Origin of the sequence: Desulfobulbus propionicus DSM 2032 (genome assembly GCF_000186885.1) — a bacterium.
GTDB lineage: Bacteria > Desulfobacterota > Desulfobulbia > Desulfobulbales > Desulfobulbaceae > Desulfobulbus > Desulfobulbus propionicus.
This window is the reverse complement of the sequence record NC_014972.1, coordinates 3,191,694-3,209,556: the sequence shown is the minus strand read 5'-3', so window position 1 is coordinate 3,209,556 and position 17,863 is coordinate 3,191,694. Positions and strand designations below refer to the sequence as shown.

At 58.0% G+C, this 17,863-nt stretch carries 14 protein-coding genes; 6 read left to right on the top strand and 8 right to left on the bottom strand.

Translation table 11 applies throughout. The features are described 5' to 3' along the window. Positions 1–68: 68 nt before the first annotated feature. Both aspS and hisS read right to left on the bottom strand, forming a co-directional pair. Entirely contained in the window at positions 69–1,853 is a 1,785-nt protein-coding gene (gene aspS / locus DESPR_RS13940) for an aspartate--tRNA ligase (protein ID WP_015725435.1), read from the bottom strand. A 101-nt stretch (positions 1,854–1,954) separates the two neighbouring features. After that, positions 1,955–3,229, bottom strand: a complete 1,275-nt coding sequence (hisS, locus tag DESPR_RS13935; protein ID WP_015725434.1) for a histidine--tRNA ligase — start codon at positions 3,227–3,229, stop codon at positions 1,955–1,957. 287 nt (positions 3,230–3,516) lie between these two features. On the opposite strand from hisS, the gene DESPR_RS13930 reads away from it, so the two are divergent. From DESPR_RS13930 to DESPR_RS13920, 3 genes are read left to right on the top strand one after another with little or no spacing between them, the layout of a single operon-like run. Beyond that, positions 3,517–4,494, top strand: a complete 978-nt coding sequence (locus tag DESPR_RS13930) for an NAD(P)H-dependent flavin oxidoreductase (protein WP_015725433.1) — start codon at positions 3,517–3,519, stop codon at positions 4,492–4,494. Positions 4,495–4,548: 54 nt separating this feature from the next. After that, complete coding sequence (gene pcnB / locus DESPR_RS13925; protein WP_015725432.1) at positions 4,549–5,943, top strand: polynucleotide adenylyltransferase PcnB; 1,395 nt, start codon at positions 4,549–4,551, stop codon at positions 5,941–5,943. 17 nt (positions 5,944–5,960) lie between these two features. Next, positions 5,961–6,692, top strand: coding sequence for an endonuclease/exonuclease/phosphatase family protein (locus DESPR_RS13920; RefSeq protein WP_015725431.1), 732 nt, complete (start codon positions 5,961–5,963; stop codon positions 6,690–6,692). On the opposite strand, the gene pgeF is transcribed toward DESPR_RS13920, so the two are convergent. From pgeF to DESPR_RS13890, 6 genes are all read right to left on the bottom strand, one after another. Next, a complete protein-coding gene (gene pgeF / locus DESPR_RS13915) occupies positions 6,659–7,489 on the bottom strand; it encodes a peptidoglycan editing factor PgeF (RefSeq protein ID WP_015725430.1) in 831 nt (276 codons plus the stop codon). The two genes, DESPR_RS13920 and pgeF, sit on opposite strands and share 34 nt — an antisense overlap. Before the next feature lie 75 nt (positions 7,490–7,564). Further along, complete coding sequence (locus tag DESPR_RS13910; protein ID WP_015725429.1) at positions 7,565–9,118, bottom strand: DUF3373 family protein; 1,554 nt, start codon at positions 9,116–9,118, stop codon at positions 7,565–7,567. A gap of 259 nt (positions 9,119–9,377) precedes the next feature. Further along, a complete protein-coding gene (clpA, locus tag DESPR_RS13905) occupies positions 9,378–11,648 on the bottom strand; it encodes an ATP-dependent Clp protease ATP-binding subunit ClpA (protein WP_015725428.1) in 2,271 nt (756 codons plus the stop codon). Positions 11,649–11,725: 77 nt separating this feature from the next. After that, positions 11,726–12,043, bottom strand: a complete 318-nt coding sequence (gene clpS, locus DESPR_RS13900; RefSeq protein ID WP_015725427.1) for an ATP-dependent Clp protease adapter ClpS — start codon at positions 12,041–12,043, stop codon at positions 11,726–11,728. A gap of 193 nt (positions 12,044–12,236) precedes the next feature. Then, positions 12,237–13,607, bottom strand: coding sequence for a DNA polymerase III subunit delta (gene holA, locus DESPR_RS13895; RefSeq protein ID WP_015725426.1), 1,371 nt, complete (start codon positions 13,605–13,607; stop codon positions 12,237–12,239). 11 nt (positions 13,608–13,618) lie between these two features. Then, positions 13,619–16,084 carry a hypothetical protein gene (locus tag DESPR_RS13890; RefSeq protein ID WP_015725425.1) on the bottom strand — a complete coding sequence of 822 codons (2,466 nt, stop codon included), beginning with the start codon at positions 16,082–16,084 and terminating at the stop codon, positions 13,619–13,621. A 130-nt stretch (positions 16,085–16,214) separates the two neighbouring features. Here DESPR_RS13890 and tnpA point away from each other — a divergent pair, with 130 nt between their 5' ends. The 3 genes from tnpA to DESPR_RS13875 all read left to right on the top strand — a co-directional run bounded on the left by tnpA (position 16,215) and on the right by DESPR_RS13875 (position 17,852). Next, a complete protein-coding gene (tnpA, locus tag DESPR_RS13885) occupies positions 16,215–16,646 on the top strand; it encodes an IS200/IS605 family transposase (protein ID WP_015723033.1) in 432 nt (143 codons plus the stop codon). A gap of 136 nt (positions 16,647–16,782) precedes the next feature. Further along, on the top strand, positions 16,783–17,652 hold the full coding sequence (locus DESPR_RS13880) for a DMT family transporter (RefSeq protein ID WP_245529459.1): 870 nt from the start codon (positions 16,783–16,785) through the stop codon (positions 17,650–17,652). Beyond that, on the top strand, positions 17,652–17,852 hold the full coding sequence (locus DESPR_RS13875) for a DUF2905 domain-containing protein (protein WP_015725423.1): 201 nt from the start codon (positions 17,652–17,654) through the stop codon (positions 17,850–17,852). Before DESPR_RS13880 ends, DESPR_RS13875 begins: the two co-directional genes overlap by 1 nt. The last annotated feature ends 11 nt before the right edge of the window (positions 17,853–17,863 follow it).

Here is a 17,863-nt window from a genome sequence, read left to right as displayed (position 1 = left end):
GGAGGAAAGGCACCACGCCGGAATTGGGATGCAGGGTCTGCTCCGGCGTGGTGATCAGCAATGAAGGGTTATTTTTCCTTCCAGTCCGGTTGCAGGTGCAGTTCGGTCAACTGCTTGCGCGCCACCGACGAAGGTGCTTCGGTGAGCGGGCAGGTGGCTTTCTGCGTTTTGGGGAAGGCGATGACGTCCCGGATGGAGGTGGAACCGGTGAGCAGCATCATCAGCCGGTCGACGCCAAAGGCGATGCCGCCGTGAGGCGGGGCGCCGAGTTCCAGGGCGCGCAGAAGGAAGCCGAATTTTTCCTGGGCCTCCTCGGTCTCGATGCCCAGGGCCTTGAACACCTTCTTCTGCATCAGGGGGCTGTGGATGCGGATCGAGCCGCCGCCGATCTCGTTGCCGTTGAGTACCAGGTCATAGGCTCGGCTCTTGACCGCGCCGGGATCGGTTTCCAGCAGCTCCAACTGTGCTTCGTTGGGCGCGGTGAACGGGTGGTGCACGGCGGTGTAGCGTTTTTGTTCCTCGTCGTACTCAAGGAGGGGAAAATCAGTGACCCAGAGAAAGTTGAAGCTGTCGCCCTGGATCAGGCCGAGTCGCCGGGCCAACTCAAGCCGCAGTTCGGAGAGGACTTGGTGCACGGTCTTGGCTGTGTCGGCACCGAAGAGGATCAGGTCGCCGGGTTGGGCATCCAAGGCCTGGGCCATGGCCTTGATCTCGTCCTCGGTGAAGAATTTGGTGATCGGTGACTGCCATTCGTCTTCCTTGACTTTGATCCAGGCCATGCCGCGGGCACCGAAACGGCCGGCATATTCGGTGAGATCGTCCAGATCCTTGCGGGAGAAAGCGCCGCAGCCCTTGGCGTTGATCGCCTTGACCATCCCGCCCTTGTCGATCACCGTGTTGAACACCTTGAAGCCGCAGCCGCGCAGGGTCTCGGTGAGGTCGACCAGTTCCAGACCAAAACGGGTGTCGGGCCGGTCGGTGCCGAAGCGGCGCATGGCCTCGTCGTAGGTCATGCGGTTGAAGGGCGGCTGCAGGTCAAGATCGCGGATCTCCTTGAACAGGGCCTTGATCATGCCCTCGACAATGGTGATGATCTCCTCTTCGGTGATGAAGCTCAACTCCATATCGATCTGGGTGAACTCGGGCTGCCGGTCGGCGCGCAGGTCCTCGTCGCGGAAACATTTGACGATCTGATAGTAGCGGTCCATGCCCGCGACCATCAAGATCTGCTTGAACAGCTGCGGGGACTGCGGCAAGGCAAAAAACTTGCCAGCATGGACCCGGCTCGGCACCAGATAGTCCCTGGCCCCTTCGGGGGTGGAGCGGGTGAGCATCGGGGTTTCGATTTCCAGGAACTGGTTGTCGTTGAGATAGGTGCGCACCGTCTGTAGGGCCTGGTGACGGAGGATGAGATTCTTGGCAATCTCAGGGCGGCGCAGATCAAGGTAACGGTACTGGAGGCGCAGGGTGTCCGAGACCTCGACATCTTCGTCCAGGGGGAAGGGTGGGGTTTCGCTGGTGTTGAGAATGCGCAGTTCATCCACCAGAATCTCGATGGCACCGGTGGCGAGTTTGGGGTTTTCCATGGACTCCGGCCGCTTGGCCACTCGGCCGCGGACGGCGATGACCCACTCGCTGCGCAGCTGATGGGCCTTGGCATGGACTGCCGGGTTGATCTCCGGGTTGAACACCACCTGGGTGATGCCCCAGCGGTCGCGCAGATCGATAAAGATGACCCCGCCATGGTCGCGGCGGCGCAGAACCCAACCCATGAGGGTGGTTTCCTGGTCAAGAAAATCGAGACCCAGTTCGTTGCAGGTATGTGTGCGCCGGAGCGCTCCCATTGATTCCATAGTTATTCTCCAAAGATGAGCGGTTCCGTCGTTAGACCGAACCGGAAAATGCGACGCCGGCAGCCTGTTTGTTCGTTTAGGGGAAAGGCCGGAAAGTGCGGTCAGTGTCTTAATACCTGCAAATGTTCCGCCAACCGTCGGCTGAGTTCGTCCGTGGTGCCGACCAGGGCAACAGGTTGCTGTTCCTGGGTCGTCATGTTTCTGAGGATGCCTTGCTGGCTCGCCCATTCGTCATCACCGACGATCAAGGTAAAGCGGGCATTGATCCGTGCCGCTTGTTTGAGCAATGCTTTGAGGCCGCGCCCGCTGTAATCGATCCCCACCCTGATTCCCTGCTTGCGCAGCCCGTGCGCCAATTGGCTGCAGGGTGCAAGGGTGGCTTGGCCGAGGGCGGCGATGAAAATATCCGTGGTGTCGGTCGGCTGTTCACCCTCCGGCCGCTGTTCGAGCAGCAGGGCGATGCGTTCCAGCCCCATGGCGAAACCGATGCCAGACAGCGGAGGGCCGCCCAGTTCTTCAATCAGGCCATCGTAACGACCGCCTGCGCCCACCGCCGCCTGCGCCCCCAGGTCGGTGGTGAGAAATTCGAAGGTGGTGCGGGTGTAGTAGTCAAGTCCTCGAACCATGAACGGGTTGAGCCTAAAGGGGATCTCCAGCCCCTGCAACGCTCCTTGGACTTCCTGGAAGTGGCGGTCGCAGTCGGGACAGAGGGCATCGAGCAGGGACGGCGCATCCTTGACCAAGGCACGGCAGGTTGGTTTCTTGCAGTCCAGTACGCGCAGGGGGTTGGTCTGGGTGCGGCGCTTGCAGTCCTCGCACAACCCCTCGCTGGTTTGTTCAAGAAAGGCGACCAGTCGTTGCTTGAAGGGGGGGCGACATATAGGGCAACCCAAGGAATTGAGTTCCAGGCTGACCGAAAGGCCGAGTTCGTCGAGCAGCATCTGGCCCATGGCAATCAATTCGGCGTCCACCCGTGGCTCCACCGCGCCAATGATTTCGGCGTCCAGCTGATGGAATTGGCGCAACCGCCCCTTTTGCGGCCGTTCATGGCGAAACATGGGGCCGATGGCATAGAGCCGCTGGATCGGCTGCTGGACATGGAGGCCGTGTTCGATGAAGGCACGCATGATCGACGCCGTGGCCTCGGGCCGCATGGTGATGCCCTTGTCGATAAAGGTGTACATTTCCTTTTCGACCACGTCGGTGGCTTCACCGATGGAGCGCACGAAGAGTTCGGTCTTTTCCATGATCGGCGTGCGGATTTCACGCATGCCGAAGCGCTCGAAGATATCGCGGGCGCGCTGCTCGATGTGGCGCCATCGCACCGCCGTATCCGGCAGGATATCCTTGAAACCGTTAATTGCTTGAATCTTCAATTAAAACTCCAATGTATCTCGAAGGGTGCGCTGTGCGCAACCCGATGCGACTGAGAAGGTCGACAAAAAATAATAAATGTACTCGTAAAAGAGGTGAAAAGTCAAGCCGATGTGGTCATATTATGGTAGAATAACTTTTCATATTCATTTTTTCCGTCAAGCCCCCAGGGCTTGACAAACACCAGGGATCTCGGCATTCTTTTTTTGTTGTAAAAGCATGGCTTTTTTGCGCCAACGGGCGCATTTTCCATATAATTCCGAAAGCAACACTTGATCAAGAGGCTTGAATGAAACTGCCAGAACTAAAAATAGGTTCGCTCATCGCGAAAATTCCCATTATCCAGGGCGGCATGTCCATCCGGGTTTCCACGTCCGCTCTGGCGGTGCCGGTGGCCGAATGTGGCGGGATCGGTACCATCGGTGGTTCCGGAATCCCGGTTCCTGAACTGCAGGAGGATATCCGCAAGGCCAAAAAGGCCACCAAAGGGGTGATTGCGGTCAATATCATGTATGCCATGAAGGATTTCTATGATCTGGTCATGGGATCCATCGAGGCCGGGGCCGACATGATCATCACGGGAGCAGGTTTTTCCCGCGATATTTTCAAAATCGGCGCCAAATTCAACATACCGATCGTGTCAATCGTTTCCTCGCCGGGCTTGGCCAAATTGGCCGAGAAACTGGGGGCGGCTGCCATCATCGTCGAGGCCACGGAGGCCGGCGGTCACCTCGGGACCGAAACCCCGTTGCGCGAACTCTTCCCCTCTATCCGTAAGGTGGTGTCCAAGATCCCGCTGATTGCCGCCGGTGGAATCACCAACGGTTTTGAGATGGCTGAAATGATGGATAAATACGGTGCCGATGGCGTTCAGATCGCTTCCCGCTTTGTCCTCAGCAAGGAATGCTCGGTTTCCGAGAAGTTCAAGGAGGCCTTTCTCAAGGCCAAGCAAGAGGATATTGTTCTTGTTTCCTCGCCGGTCGGCATGCCGGGAAGAGCGGTCAAAACCCCCTTCGTGGAAAAGATGCTCAATGGCGACGATATTTCCGCCAAGTCGTGCCTGTTCAAGTGCCTGAAAAAGTGCAGCTACAAATACTGCATCAGCGAGCGGCTGCGGGCTGCCCACGACGGCGATGTGGAGAACGGGTTGGTTTTTTCCGGGGCCAACACCTTTAAAATGAAGGAGATTCTCTCGGTGCAAGAGATCTTCAACCAGTTTGTCCAGGCAGCGGAATCGGTCTACAAGGAAAAGGCCGTTCAGTATTGATGCGGAACGCGCTGTTTTGGCCCTCTATCATTGTTCCCCTGTCGCTTGGATTGCATGACAGCTGAAACCCAGGAGCAACACGCCGCTCCGGAAAAGGGAGCGGCGGTATCCGCCATCATCATTCCCGAATCGGAACACCCCATCCGCGAACATCTGCTGGATCGCGAGGCGCTGAAGGTTCTGTACCGTCTTCGGGATGCCGGGTTCAAGGGATATCTGGTGGGCGGCGGTGTCCGTGATTTGTACCTTGGGCGAACGCCCAAGGATTTCGACATCTCCACTGATGCCCGACCGGGGCAGCTGCGGCAGCTGTTTCGCAACAGCCGGACCATCGGCCGCCGGTTTCGCTTGGTGCAAGTCTTTTTTCGTGGCAACAAGATCATCGAGGTTTCCACGCTGCGCTCCAGCAGCGAGTTCGATATCGATGGCGACGATGCGGTGCTGCCGTCCAACAACACCTTCGGCACCCTGGAAGAAGATGCCTTTCGCCGCGATCTGACCATCAATGCCCTGTTCTACGAGATCGAAAACCACACCATCATCGACTACACCGGCGGGGTCCGTGATCTGGATGACGGAATCATCCGCGTCGTCGGCGATCCGGATCGACGGTTCACCCGCGATCCCGTGCGGATGATGCGGGTGGTGCGGCATGCGGCCCGCACCGGGTTTTCCATTGAGGATGATACCTTTGCCGCTCTGCGGCGGCACCGGGAAAAATTGCTCCTCTGTCCGCCTTCGCGAATCCGCGACGAGGTCCTGAAGGATCTCCAGTCCGGCGCAAGCCGCCCCTGGGCCGAACTGTGCATGACCTCTTCGCTGTGGGCCGCCCTGTTCCCGCTGTATGCCGATGCCCTGCAGGGGGGGGATGGGGAGAGGATCCGCCAGGAGCTGCTCAATATCTTCACCGTGCTTGATCGTCTCCACGCCCGCGGGGGCGAGGATGAACCAGTAAAGATTCCGGAATCCCTCCTGCTGGCCACCCTGCTGCTGCCGTGGGCCTGCCAGCGCTTCAATTTGCCCGAAACAAACGTGCGTGGCCAGGCGTTCCATCGTCTGTCGCGGATGATCAAGGAGGATGTCGACCGTTATTTTGGCGAGCCGTTCAATGTGCAGCGGATGGCCAAGGAGGCGATAACGACCCTGTTGATCAATCTGTCGACTTTTCATCATGCCCGTGTTCAGGGGGGCGATCCCAAGTGGCTGAAGCGAAAAAGCTACTACCGCGACTGCTCCCGCTTTTACGATATCTATCTCGAATCACAGGGTATTGCCGCGCTCAAGCCGGAACGGTTTGTTGTCGATAAGCCGCCCGAGGAGGCGGTCGAGGTGCTGAGTCCGGTGCACGAGGGCAACGGCGAATCACGGACGCGGGGCCGGGGTGGATTGAACCCGGCCTTCAGCAGCGCAGCGCAGGGGGTGTTTGGACTCCGGCGGCCGCGTGAGTAGGGAACGGAGGCTGCGGATTGCGCTTTTTACTCTATAACATTCGCTATGCCGCGGGGCATGGGAGCCGGTTTCACTTTCCGTTTCCCTACGCGGGCTACCTGCGACATTCGCATGATAATTTCAGCAAGATCAGGGAATTCATCCGATCGGTTCAGCCGGACGTGATGGGGCTGGTCGAGGTGGATGGCGGTTCCTTCCGCACCGATCAGCTGTGCCAGGCAGAGATGCTCGCCGATCAACTCGGGTATTACCATGTGATCGAGACCAAATATGGATCGGCTTCCATGGCCAAACGCCTGCCGTTGCTCAAAACCCAGGGCAATGCCGTGCTGACCCGGATGCCGATCATCAGCCACCGCTTTCACTATTTCGACGAAGGGGTGAAACGGTTGGTGATCCAGGTATGCACCGAGCGGCTGACCATTTTCCTGGTTCACCTCTCCCTGACCTACCGCAACCGCCAGTATCAGCTGGAACGCCTCTACAAATTGATCCGCCAGGTTGACCGGCCGATGATACTGGCGGGAGATTTCAATGTGCTCTGGGGGATGCGCGAACTTGAACTCTTTCTCGGCGCCACCGGTTTGATCAGCGCCAATCCCGAGAAAAAACCCTCCTATCCCAGTCGGGCTCCAAAACGGGAGCTGGATTTCATTCTCCACAGTCCGGAGCTCAAGGTGGTGCATTTCCACATCCCCAGCGTGACCTACTCGGATCACGCTCCCTTGATCTGCGATTTCACCTTTTGAGCGGCGTCCCTCGTTTGAGGGCCAGGCGACAGAACGGCGGTTGACGCTGGAAGACCGATGATTGAACCGTTGCGACCGGTGATGCCCTGGGCTGATTTTGTTGCCCGACGGTAGGAGAAGAATCGCTGGTCGCAACAGGTGCACATGTTGGCCGTCTCGATATGATCCGGCTGCACACCCACGCTGATCAATTGATGCCGGCTGATGGCCCAGAAATCGAAAAAAAACGGCCGAATCTGGTAGGCATGCATCCAGGTGGGCAGTTCCGTTCGGTAGTTGATGAATTCCGCGCAACATGGCCCCAATGAAGGGCTGATCACCGCTCGCAGACTCTCGGCAGGCACGTCGTACTGTTCGCTCAGGCACCGCACGGTCTTGCCGATGATATTGAGGACGCTGCCCCGCCAGCCGCAGTGGATGGCGGCGACAACATGGTGCTGCGGGGCCCAAAGCAGCACCGCCTGGCAGTCGGCTTGTTGAATCAGCACCCCTGTGCCCGGGAGGGTGGAGATAATGGCGTCATATCCCTCCTGCTCGGTGCCGATATGGGCCGGCTCGGCCTGGAGTATTTGATCGGCGTGGATCTGCTTGACGGCAATGAGGTGCCGCAGGCCAAGGGCGTCATTGGCCCGCTCGCGGTTGATGCGCACGCGATCGGGATGATCGCCCACAGAGTGGCTGAGGTTGAGCGAGGCAAAGGGGGCGTCACTGGTGCCGCCCGCACAACAGAACAGCCCATGGGGAACGGACAGCAGATTGCTTGTGTAAAAAGGAAAGGGTGTATCTTCAGCTCGCATGATGCTTCCGGTGGTGAGAATAAAAAAGGGAAAGCCGAGCGGCTTTCCCTTGATGATGCAGGCGCAAGGAAGGGATCAGAAGTAGGCCTCAAAGGTGAGATAGACCTGATTGGCGCTCTCAACCGGATCCAGGCCCATCATCTGCATTTGCATTTTTTCGTCATCCAAATCGTACGGCTTGAGGTTCCAATCAAATCCGCCGGAATAGTTGTAATCATAGTACTGCCACCCCAGACGGATGAAGGTCTGCGCATATTTCGAGATCGCCTCACCGGTGGGTAAATCGTAAATCATATACAGTTCGTAGGCGCTGCCCCGGGTGGCCAGTTTCGACATATAGAGATCGTCGTGGCCGGGCGAGAAAGCGATCCAGTACTGGGAGCCGTAGTTGTATTCCGCGCCGAGTTTGAGGCCAAGATTGTCCAGGTCGTAGCGTACGCCGGCATAGACGGAATAGCCGTCTTCCGCATCGGTATTTTTTGGGGTCGCGCTGGTGTAGTCATTGAACATGCCGTTCTCGTTCGGATCGGTACGGCTCCAGCCACCAGCGATGAAATAGTTCAGGTTGTTGATCTTGTCCATATAGACCGCGCTGGTGTGGTAAACATTGCCGAGATTGATCTGGGCGCCGTACTCGCTTGGCGCGCCGTAGTTCACAAGATCGCTGCTGAAGGTTGGGTAGTTGAAGAGATTAAAGGCGCCAAACGATTGGAGGTTGAGAAAACGCGGTCCCTGTTTCAAGATATCCCAATCAATGCCGGCAAAATCGGTATCGTCGATGCTGGCCCCTGTATCGTCTTCCAGCCCATTTTCAAAGCCACGGCCATAACAGAAGCGAATGCGGCCTTCGCCGAGGGCGTCGGTCCCCCAGTCATAGGCATACCCGAGCGAAATGCCGTCAAAGGGATAGTCCATGTAGGCCACGGGTGTGGCCATGCGTTCCTCGTTCCCCATGCGCAGTTGCGCGGGCGGGCCGTCGGTGGTAGGACGACGGCCGATCGAAAACCAAACCGGAGCGCCGCCGATGTTGTTCCAGTTGACAAAGGCGCGGTCGACATAGAGGGCACTGTCATCGGGGGTACGGGTGGTATTGCCGTCAAAAACTGGAAAGCCGCCGCCAAGGCCATCGGGCGTGGATTGCATGCCCCACGCCTTGTACATGGCCAACCGGCCTTTGAACTCCAGGTTTTCGGTGGCCTTGACCCGCATATTCAGGCGGAGACGGTTGGTCATGATGGTGTCGTTTTCCTGACCACCACCCGCTGGCCTGAACTGTGGATTACCGAGACTGTCGTATCCGTCAAACAAGGGTGTTCCAGCTGCAAACACCGTGCTCGCATTGTAATAATCGCCCCGGGCGCGGAAATCGCCGTCGAACTGGAAGCGCGATGCAAGATCCCATTGCTCGGATTTTTCCTCGAGCATGGTGTCCATGTCGTCGACCTTGCCGCTGGTTTCGGTGATGGTTTCGTTCTGCTTGGCCATCTGGGCTTTCAGCTCATCGAGCTGCCGCGACAATTCCTCAATTTTTTGCTCCAGATCAGCATTGCTTTTGCCGCCACCGGCGGACGCGAGTGTGGGTAGCGCGATCAACCCTGCCACGACCAGCATGGAAAATTTTTTGACCATTCCTCTCCCTCCTGTTCGTTGATGCCCTGGAATATACCCCGGCGGTTGTTCCCCCCGAGCTGAATCAATCGGAAGAAAAAAACACCTGGCGGCAATGAATAACACTCTTAATTGCGAAGAACCTTAACGTGTCGTTTTTTGAATGTCAATTCAACAGACAAAGAGTGGTTAAAAAAATTGTACTCAGTGTCGAGGGAAAAAGGGGGAGGAAAGAGAAGGGAACAGCCGGGCGACTTTCGCCGCCCGGCTGCAAGGAGCATCAGAGATAGGTGAAGGTGGTGGTGTCGTTCTTGCGACCAATTTTGACCCTGCCGCCCTTGGCCAAGCGGCCGAAGAGGATTTCCTCGGTAAGCACGTCGCCAATCTCCTTCATGATCAACCGACGCAAGGGACGGGCGCCGAAGGCCGGTTCGTAGCCTTCCTTGGCCAACCAGGAGCGGGCTGCGGAGCTGAGGGAGATTTCGACCTTTTTGTCGGCCAATTGCTGTTGCAACTCGTGCACCATCTTGTCGACCACCTTTTCCACTGTGGCCAGCTCAAGCGGCGCAAAACTAATGGTGGCGTCAAGCCGGTTACGGAACTCCGGCGAAAAGAGGTTCTTGATCGCCTTCTGTTCCTTGCCCTTGGAATCGCCTAGAAAACCGATGGTCCGCTCGCTCATCTCACGGGCGCCGGCATTGGTGGTCATGATGAGGATGACATTACGGAAATCAGCCCGCCGACCGGCATTGTCGGTCAGGGTCGAATGGTCCATGACCTGCAACAGGATCGAGAACACATCCGGATGGGCTTTTTCAATCTCGTCAAGGAGGAGGACGGTATAAGGGTACTTGCGAATCGCATCGGTCAACAGTCCGCCCTGGTCAAAGCCGATGTAGCCGGGAGGCGCGCCTATCAGCCGGGCAACCGCATGTTTTTCCATGTACTCGCTCATATCGAACCGTTCGAAATGGACGGCGAGAGACGCCGCGAGCTGCCGGGCCACCTCGGTCTTGCCGACGCCGGTGGGGCCGGCGAAGAGAAAAGAGCCTGTCGGTGACTGCGGATTTCCCAAGCCCGCCCGCGAACGCTTGACCGCCTTGACCAACGCCTCGATGGCCTCGTCCTGACCGAAAATGACGGATTTGAGTTTTTCGTCGAGATGGCGCAGTTCGCTGACATCGCTGCCGGTCTTGCTGGTGACCGGAACCCGGGCGATTTTGGCGACGATCTGCTCCACATCGCGAACTCCGACGGTCCGTCCGGTTTTACCGCTCAGACGGAAAAAGGCACCGACCTCATCCATCACGTCGATGGCCTTGTCCGGAAGAAAGCGGTCGTTGATGTACCGGTGCGCCAATTCTGCCGTGGCCTCGATGGCGGTTTTGGCGTAGCGAATCTGGTGATGCTGCTCATACCGGGACTGGAGACCGCGCAGGATACGGCAGGTGTCCTCCACCGACGGTTCAGCGATGTCGATTTTCTGGAAGCGGCGGGACAAGGCCCGATCCTTTTCGATATGATTCTTGTATTCCTCGTAGGTCGTCGAGCCAATGCAGCGGATGGTCCCTGCCTGCAGCGCCGGCTTCAGCAGGTTGGACGCATCCATCGATCCGCCGCTGGTGGCGCCGGCTCCGATGATGGTATGCATCTCATCGATGAATAAAATGGCTTTTTCCTTCTTCTCAATGGCCGCCACCACTTCCTTGAGCCGCTTCTCGAAATCGCCCCGGTATTTGGTGCCCGCCACCAGGGTGCCCAGATCCAGCATGTAAATTTCCGCGTCCTGCAACAGGTCGGGAACCAGTTTCTTGGGATCCGGGTTGGCGTCCAGCCGGGCAACGCTGTCTTCATGAATCCGCAGGGCCAATCCCTCGGCCATGGCCGTTTTGCCCACTCCCGGTTCGCCAACGAGCAACGGATTGTTCTTTTTCCGGCGGCAAAGCACCTGCATCATCCGGTACAATTCCTGATCACGGCCGATCAGCGGATCAATGCCGCCCTCGGCCGCACGTTTGGCGAAATTGACCGTGAATTCATCCAGGGCATCCGTTTGTTTGTCCTGCCGTTTTTTCGTTGGCTGCTGGCCCGGAGGCGGCTGGCGAAACGGCTCGCTCTGCAGATATTCGGGTAGACTGTGGGAGATGTATTCGACCACCTCCAGACGTCCCACCCCTTCGCTGCCGAGAAAATAGACGGCATGCGAGTCGGGTTCGGTGAAGATCGACACCAGCACGTCACCGGTGTCCACCTGTTTTTTGCCGCAACTCTGCACGTGACTGACCGCACGTTGCAACACCCGGTTGAAAGCCACGGTCTGGGCCGGTTCGCTGTCGCCTTCCTTCATCACCGGCATGCCGGTTTCAAAGAAACGCTCCAGGCGTTCCTTGATGTTTTCATTGTTGCCACCGCATTTATCAATGATGTGTCGGGCCAGGTCGTCATGGAGCAACCCATACAGCATGTGCTCGACGGTGACGTATTCGTGGCGGTGATTCTTTGCTTCCTTGATCGCTTTGATCAGGGCCAATTCCAACTCTTTACTCAACATAGTAGTGGTCCTCGAGGAGCGCCCTCCCGCCCCTGTTCTCCGGGTTCAACGGCACATTCGCCGCCTGCCGACATGTATCAACAATCCTTTTCCAGCGAGCATCGCAGCGGAAATTGGTTCCTTTTTGCCAGCCGATGCACAATCGCCACCTTGGTTTCTCCGATTTCACGGGTATAAACACCCGCGATGCCCACGCCCTGGTGATGGACGTTGAGCATGATTCTGGTGGCCTCGTCCGTATTCTTATGAAAAACTGTCTGCAGAATCATCACCACGAAATCCATGGTGGTGTAGTCGTCGTTATGCAACAGCACCTTGTACAGCGGTGGTTCTTGCAGCTGTTCCTTGTCACGGGTTTGAATTTTGTCTTGAACGATGGAATCTTCTTTTGCCATTTCGTAAACTCGACGGGTTGCGCAGGTTCCGATGGTCGTGAAGCCGAGCAGAATCCCTCAACGGTCATTCCTGGAGAGCGGAAACCTTTTTGGAAACGGAAGAACCGTTGCAACATGCTCTCCTGGCAACGATTATTCATGTCAGTATTGTAATGCCCGCTTTTGATTTTGCAAGACCGGGCCGGACAGCCTGTTATTCTTTTGCGGTCTCCATGGACAGCATGGAGAGGAGCAGATGCTGGAGCACGATCGGGGCCGCGATCGAGGAACCCTTGAGACGGAGTTCCGCCCGGAGGAGCAGCTGCATCCAGCCGGTGAGGACCGGAAGAGGGAAGAGGGCGGCTGTTTTGAATTGCATGTACAGGGCAAAGGGATGACCGCCCAATTCTTTTTTCCACTGCGGTCGGTCCTTGAGACGTGGCAGGCAGGTGTTCTGAAAAGCGGCGGCGGACATGGTCGGCTGAAAGCGAATGTCGGGTTGTTCCAACAGGGCCCGGCAGAGCAACAGGTTGCGGACAAAGTTGCGGAGCGTCGCCACCACGGCCAGGGGATGAATGCCGTTTTCCTGAAGGCGATCGCCAATCACGAGGGTTTGCTCACGATTCCCGGCGGCAAGAGCGGTGGTCAGTTCAAACAGCGCCTCTTGCCGGGTGCGGCCGACCAGGAGATCGATATCGGCGTGATCGATCTGGCGGCGCTCGCCGACATAGGCCATCACCTTGCGCAGTTCCATGACCAGCGCCACGGGATGAAAGCCCACCCGCTCAACGAGCAGGTCGATGAGCCCGGGAGCCAGGGTCTTGCCCTGCTCGGCCAGGGTCTTCCGGACCAGTTCGTGGAGAACGGCTTTTTGTTCCTTCTGCGCTTTGGCTCCGGCCCCGGATTCGACGCTCAGGTCGACAACCGTCTGCCCGTCTTTCAGCTGCTTGAACAGCTTTTTGCGCTTGTCCACCTCCTCGGCAAGGAGGATGAGGAAGTTGCTTGCCGGCAGACCAGCGGCCAATGCGTTGCCGAGTTGTTCAGCCGGGTCGGTCACGGTCGCGGGTCGGCCGGTGTGATTCGGTTGAGCGGTCAGCAAGGCACTGGTCCAGCTGAGGTCGCCGGAGGGACGGGCAAAGCCGAAACAATGCTGCCATTCGGCCGCCGGCATGGTGTCGAGCAGATTGTTCGGGGACCGTGGATCCAGACCGCCGCTTTCCAGCAAGGCCCGCAAGGCGCGGCCCGCCTGTTCCGGTTTATTGTCCGCATGGGCAGCAACAACCCGATCCCAGATGCGTTTGGCCACCTGTTTGGACACAAAGAGCCGGGTGTCAGTTACCCTGTAGAGCTGACGCCCCGGCAACAGGCTGTAACCGCGAAGTTTAGCCAAAGTGGCGGTACTGTCTTCCTGGTCGCCGTCGATGGCGTGTACCGTCCCGCCCGTTTTTTGCAGCAGCACCTGTTCCAACTGCTCGGCCGCGTTGCGGCAGAGGTAACGCTCACCAAACAGTAGATACACCTGCGAAGGGGCGGCCGCCGCCCGGACAAGCAGCTCGGTCAGGGTTTCGCGGGTGTACAGGGGCATGGTTGCCTTGTTTAGCCGCGGGAACGCTCGAAGCGGTTCCGCGGCGTCGATCCGGTGGCTTGTTCGGTCTCGTCCAGGATCTTGTGGAGGATGGCGGTCAGCGAGCCGGGCAGGAGGTAGTCCTGGCCCCGGTCGCTCTGGAAGATGGAGGCCGATTGCTGGGCCATGGTCTTCCAGGAGATGTTGGTGTTGTTGGTGGCGATGATCTCAAAAAACATCTTGTTGTAGGGGTCATTGATCATCGCCAAGCCGGTCCCGATGGAGGCAAGGATGTCCACCGACGAGGCAAACAGCCGGGTCAGAGTGGTGTAGGCCTTGACGCCGCCGCACGAGCCAAGGCTGAGGAAGCGTTGTTTGCCCCGGAGCTCGGATTCGCTCACCCTGTTTTCCTCGATCAGTTTGGTCAGCGGCTCGATGATTTGCTCGGAGCGCCAGTAGCTGTGACCGCGCTGCGCTAGCATTTCGTCTCCAGAGCGGACGAACCGGTCGAGCATCTCCATCTGGTTGTCCATGTCCGAATAGACAAACTGGGTGTGGACGATGGTGATGCCGTTTACCTGTTTGGTGAAGGCCACGGCAAAATGGCGATTGCGCATGGCCTGGAACAGCGACACCAGGCCGGAGCCGATATACCGCTGGATCTCGGCGGCGAGCGCCGGGGTCATCTGCGGGATGGTGTACTGCTGCGAGGCGGTCAGTTTGTAGCCGTTGCTCAGCAGCAGGTTGGCGTTGGAGACAAAGGATTGCCGGCCGTCGTCATCCGGGTGAAACATGGACACCGAAGCCAAACGGCCGTCCTGTTTCCATTCGGCAAAGGGGGTTACCTGATAGCGGTCGAGGTTGACCGCGCCGTGGCGGACGATGAGCCGGCTGATGAGGGTGCGGTCAGCCGGGCCGAGCAACTCGGGGTAGGTCTGCAGGTAGTACTGGAGGATGACGGTGACCAGTTTGGAAAAGGCGGCGTTTTCCGCCTCGCTGTTCTCGGCCATCAGGCCAATCAGGTACGACCGGGCATCGGGAGTGAGCACCTTGAGCAGGTGGCTCAGGGTCGCGGAAAAAAGCAGGATGGAGTCCTCGTTCTGGAAGGCCGAGGAGGCCACCAGGCTGAGAATCTCCTTCTGTTTGCCGGCGTCGGTGGGGAAAAAGACGGTCAGCTTGCCTTTCTGGGCACAACTGGAAATGAAGTCGGAAACCAAGCGGTTGCCCGGATCGATGGAACGTAGAAAGGCCAGCAGGTCGCCCTGAAAACGGCTGTCGATCCGGGACTGGAGGACCGGCACCATGATATCGCGGAAGGATGAATCATACAGCTCGCTGCCCTGGGCCATGACCGCATAGGCATTGGCGATGGTCAGATCACGGGCGGTCTGCACCCGGGCGGCGGAGGTGGCCTGTTTGAGGATGGCCACGGCCTGGCCCCTGCCGGCGCTGGCAAAGCCGCTGTAGCGGGCCCGAACCGAGGGAACCAGCTCGTTGAACTTGGCCTGCAGCTGCTGCATGGACCAACTGTTCAGCGCCGCCTCGGAGATTTCATAGCCATATTGGTCGGTAACTGCGTGAAGATTATTGATCTTCCAGAGAATTTCCGTGCCGCCTTCGTACAGGGCCTGAAGGAGGATTGATTTTTGCTGGCTGTCGAGCTTGTCGTACTGAGCCTCCTGGACGTTGGTCGGCAGGGCAAAGTAACTCACCAGCCAGTTCCAGGCGTCCCGCGCGGTCACCGATTTGTTGGTGAACAGGCAGCGGGCATTCCAGGCATCGTCCTGGTACAGCTTGGCGATCAGTTCCAGGCCGTCGAGCATGGTCTCGGTGTCCATGGTCGGGATCTTGGCGTAAGCCTCGGCGGCCTTGGCCTGGTTGTTTCTCAGGCGCATCAGGGTCGGCAGTCCTTTCTGGGCGATATCGACCCGCATGCCCTTGATGCTGAAAAAGGCCTGGGCGGCGCGGTTGTTGGCGTCATCCAGTTCGTTGAGTTGCGAGATCATGCTCAGGGCCTGGTTGGCGGTCACTCCCTGCATGCCGGCAAAGGCGCGGAACGAACGGCCCCCCTCGAAGCTCATCGCCTTGACCGTGTCCAGCCCGGCGATACCGTTCTTGATGTCCATGGTGTTCAGGCTGCTGAGCGCTTCGTAGGTCAGGACCTGTTCATAGGTGAATCGTTCGCGGCCGAGGAGCTCGATCACCTGCTTGGCGTAGTCGAAGTTCACCCCCGGCAATGCGCAGATCTTGCGGAGGATCCGCTGGGCGTTATAGTGCAGCTTGGGGATAGCCGCCTTGCCGTATTCCATTTGTTGGCTGGTCAGGCCCGGAATATTCTGGTATAGGCCGACGGTCTGTTGCGCGCTGACCTGGTTTGGTTGATAGGCCGCGCCGTGCGATGCGGGAACGGGACCGGCGAGCAGAGCCAGGGCGGGCAAAAGAAGCAGGGTGCGGCTACAGAACCGGCGTATCCGGCGAAGGGGGGTGTGCATGTGCATGGCGTGAACAATAATTTCCCTTGGGTAAACCCCCGGCTTTGCCGGGGGACAACAACAGTTTGACAGTTCCTGCAAAATAAAGAAGCCTCCCGCCTCGTGAACCGGTCAAAGTCACGAAAAAGGAGGCTTCATGAACGACATACAATGTTTAAGCCACACAAGATGGGATTGCAAGTTCCATGTAGTGTGGATACCGAAATGCCGAAGAAAAATACTCTATGGCCAACTTCGGAAAAATCTGGGTGATGTGTTCCATGATCTTGCACGGCAAAAAGAAAGTCGGATTGTCGAGGGGCATTTGCAGCCCGATCATGTGCACATGCTACTGTCGATCCCGCCGAAGTATTCGGTGGCCCAGGTTGTGGGCTACATGAAAGGGAAAAGTGCGATTTACATCGCACGCAATTACCTTGGGCAAAAGAAGAACTACAATGGGATGCACTTTTGGGCACGGGGCTATTTTGTGTCAACCGTTGGTGCCGACGAGGCAATGGTTCGCGCATATATCCGTAACCAGGAGCAAGAGGATCAGCGAGTCGAACAACTGAACTTGTTTAAATAGGCGACCACCATATGGTGGTCAGATAATATTTTAAAGAGACCGCTTTGAGCGGTTCACAGTCTTTCAAGCCACCGGCTTTGCCGGTGGTTCTGACGGGTTGATGATGACGGATGGCGTTCAAAGAATGCTGCCTATCATGGCGCTGCTATCTGCCATGGTACTGTGGGGCAGTTCTTTTGTGGCGTTGAAATACAGCTTTCAGGAGATGCATCCCCTGGCGGTTATTCTGGGACGGATGGTGGTTGCCTCGCTCTGTTTCCTTCCATTTTACCGATCGTTTGCCAGGGCGGGCCTGCGGCGCCACCACATGGTGCCGCTGGCATGCATGTGCTTGTGCGAGCCCTGTTGCTATTTTTTGTTTGAATCGTTGGCGCTGGTCTACACCAGCGCCTCGCAGGCCTCGATGATCACCACCATGCTGCCGCTCATGGTCGCCCTGGCCGCAGGTCTGATGCTTGGTGAACGGATCACCCGGCGCACCATCGGCGGATTTTTCCTTGCCGCCGCTGGGGCATTGTGGCTCAGCCTGGGCGGCGAAGGAACCGACCAGGCCCCGCATCCGGCGCTGGGCAACTTTCTTGAATTCATGGCCATGGTGTGCGCGACGGGCTATACTATTCTAATGAAACGGTTAAGTAAAGAGCTCCATCCATTTTTTTTGACCGGTATCCAGGCCTTTACCGGGGCGGTGTTTTTTGCTCCGGTCCTGCTGCTGCCGTCGGTGCAGGCGTCGGCGCTATCGATCGGCGGCATTGGCGCGGTGCTCTATCTCGGCATCGTGGTCAGTGTCGGCGCCTACGGTCTCTATAATTTTGGCGTCAGCCGCATTCCGGCCAGTCAGGCGTCGGCCTTTGTCAATCTGATTCCAGTCTTTTCCATTCTGTTTGGCTTTCTCCTGTTGGGCGAGCGCCTGAATTTCTGGCAATGGATGGCCTGTACCCTGGTGTTCACCGGGGTGCTGGTGAGTCAGGACACAACCAGCGGGCAGAGGCGGGAGGCAGTTTGATGAACAGAACGCTCATCCTCATTGGCGTGGTCTGCGTGGTGCTCGGTGTGGCATGGCCGTGGTTGCGCCAGCTGCCCCTTGGCCGCCTGCCCGGGGATATCGTCATCGTCCGGGAGCATTTCCGCTTCTTTCTTCCCCTCACCAGCTGCATTCTGGTCAGTGTGGTGATTTCCCTCCTGCTGTGGCTGTTTCGCAAATAGAGGTTGCGCGG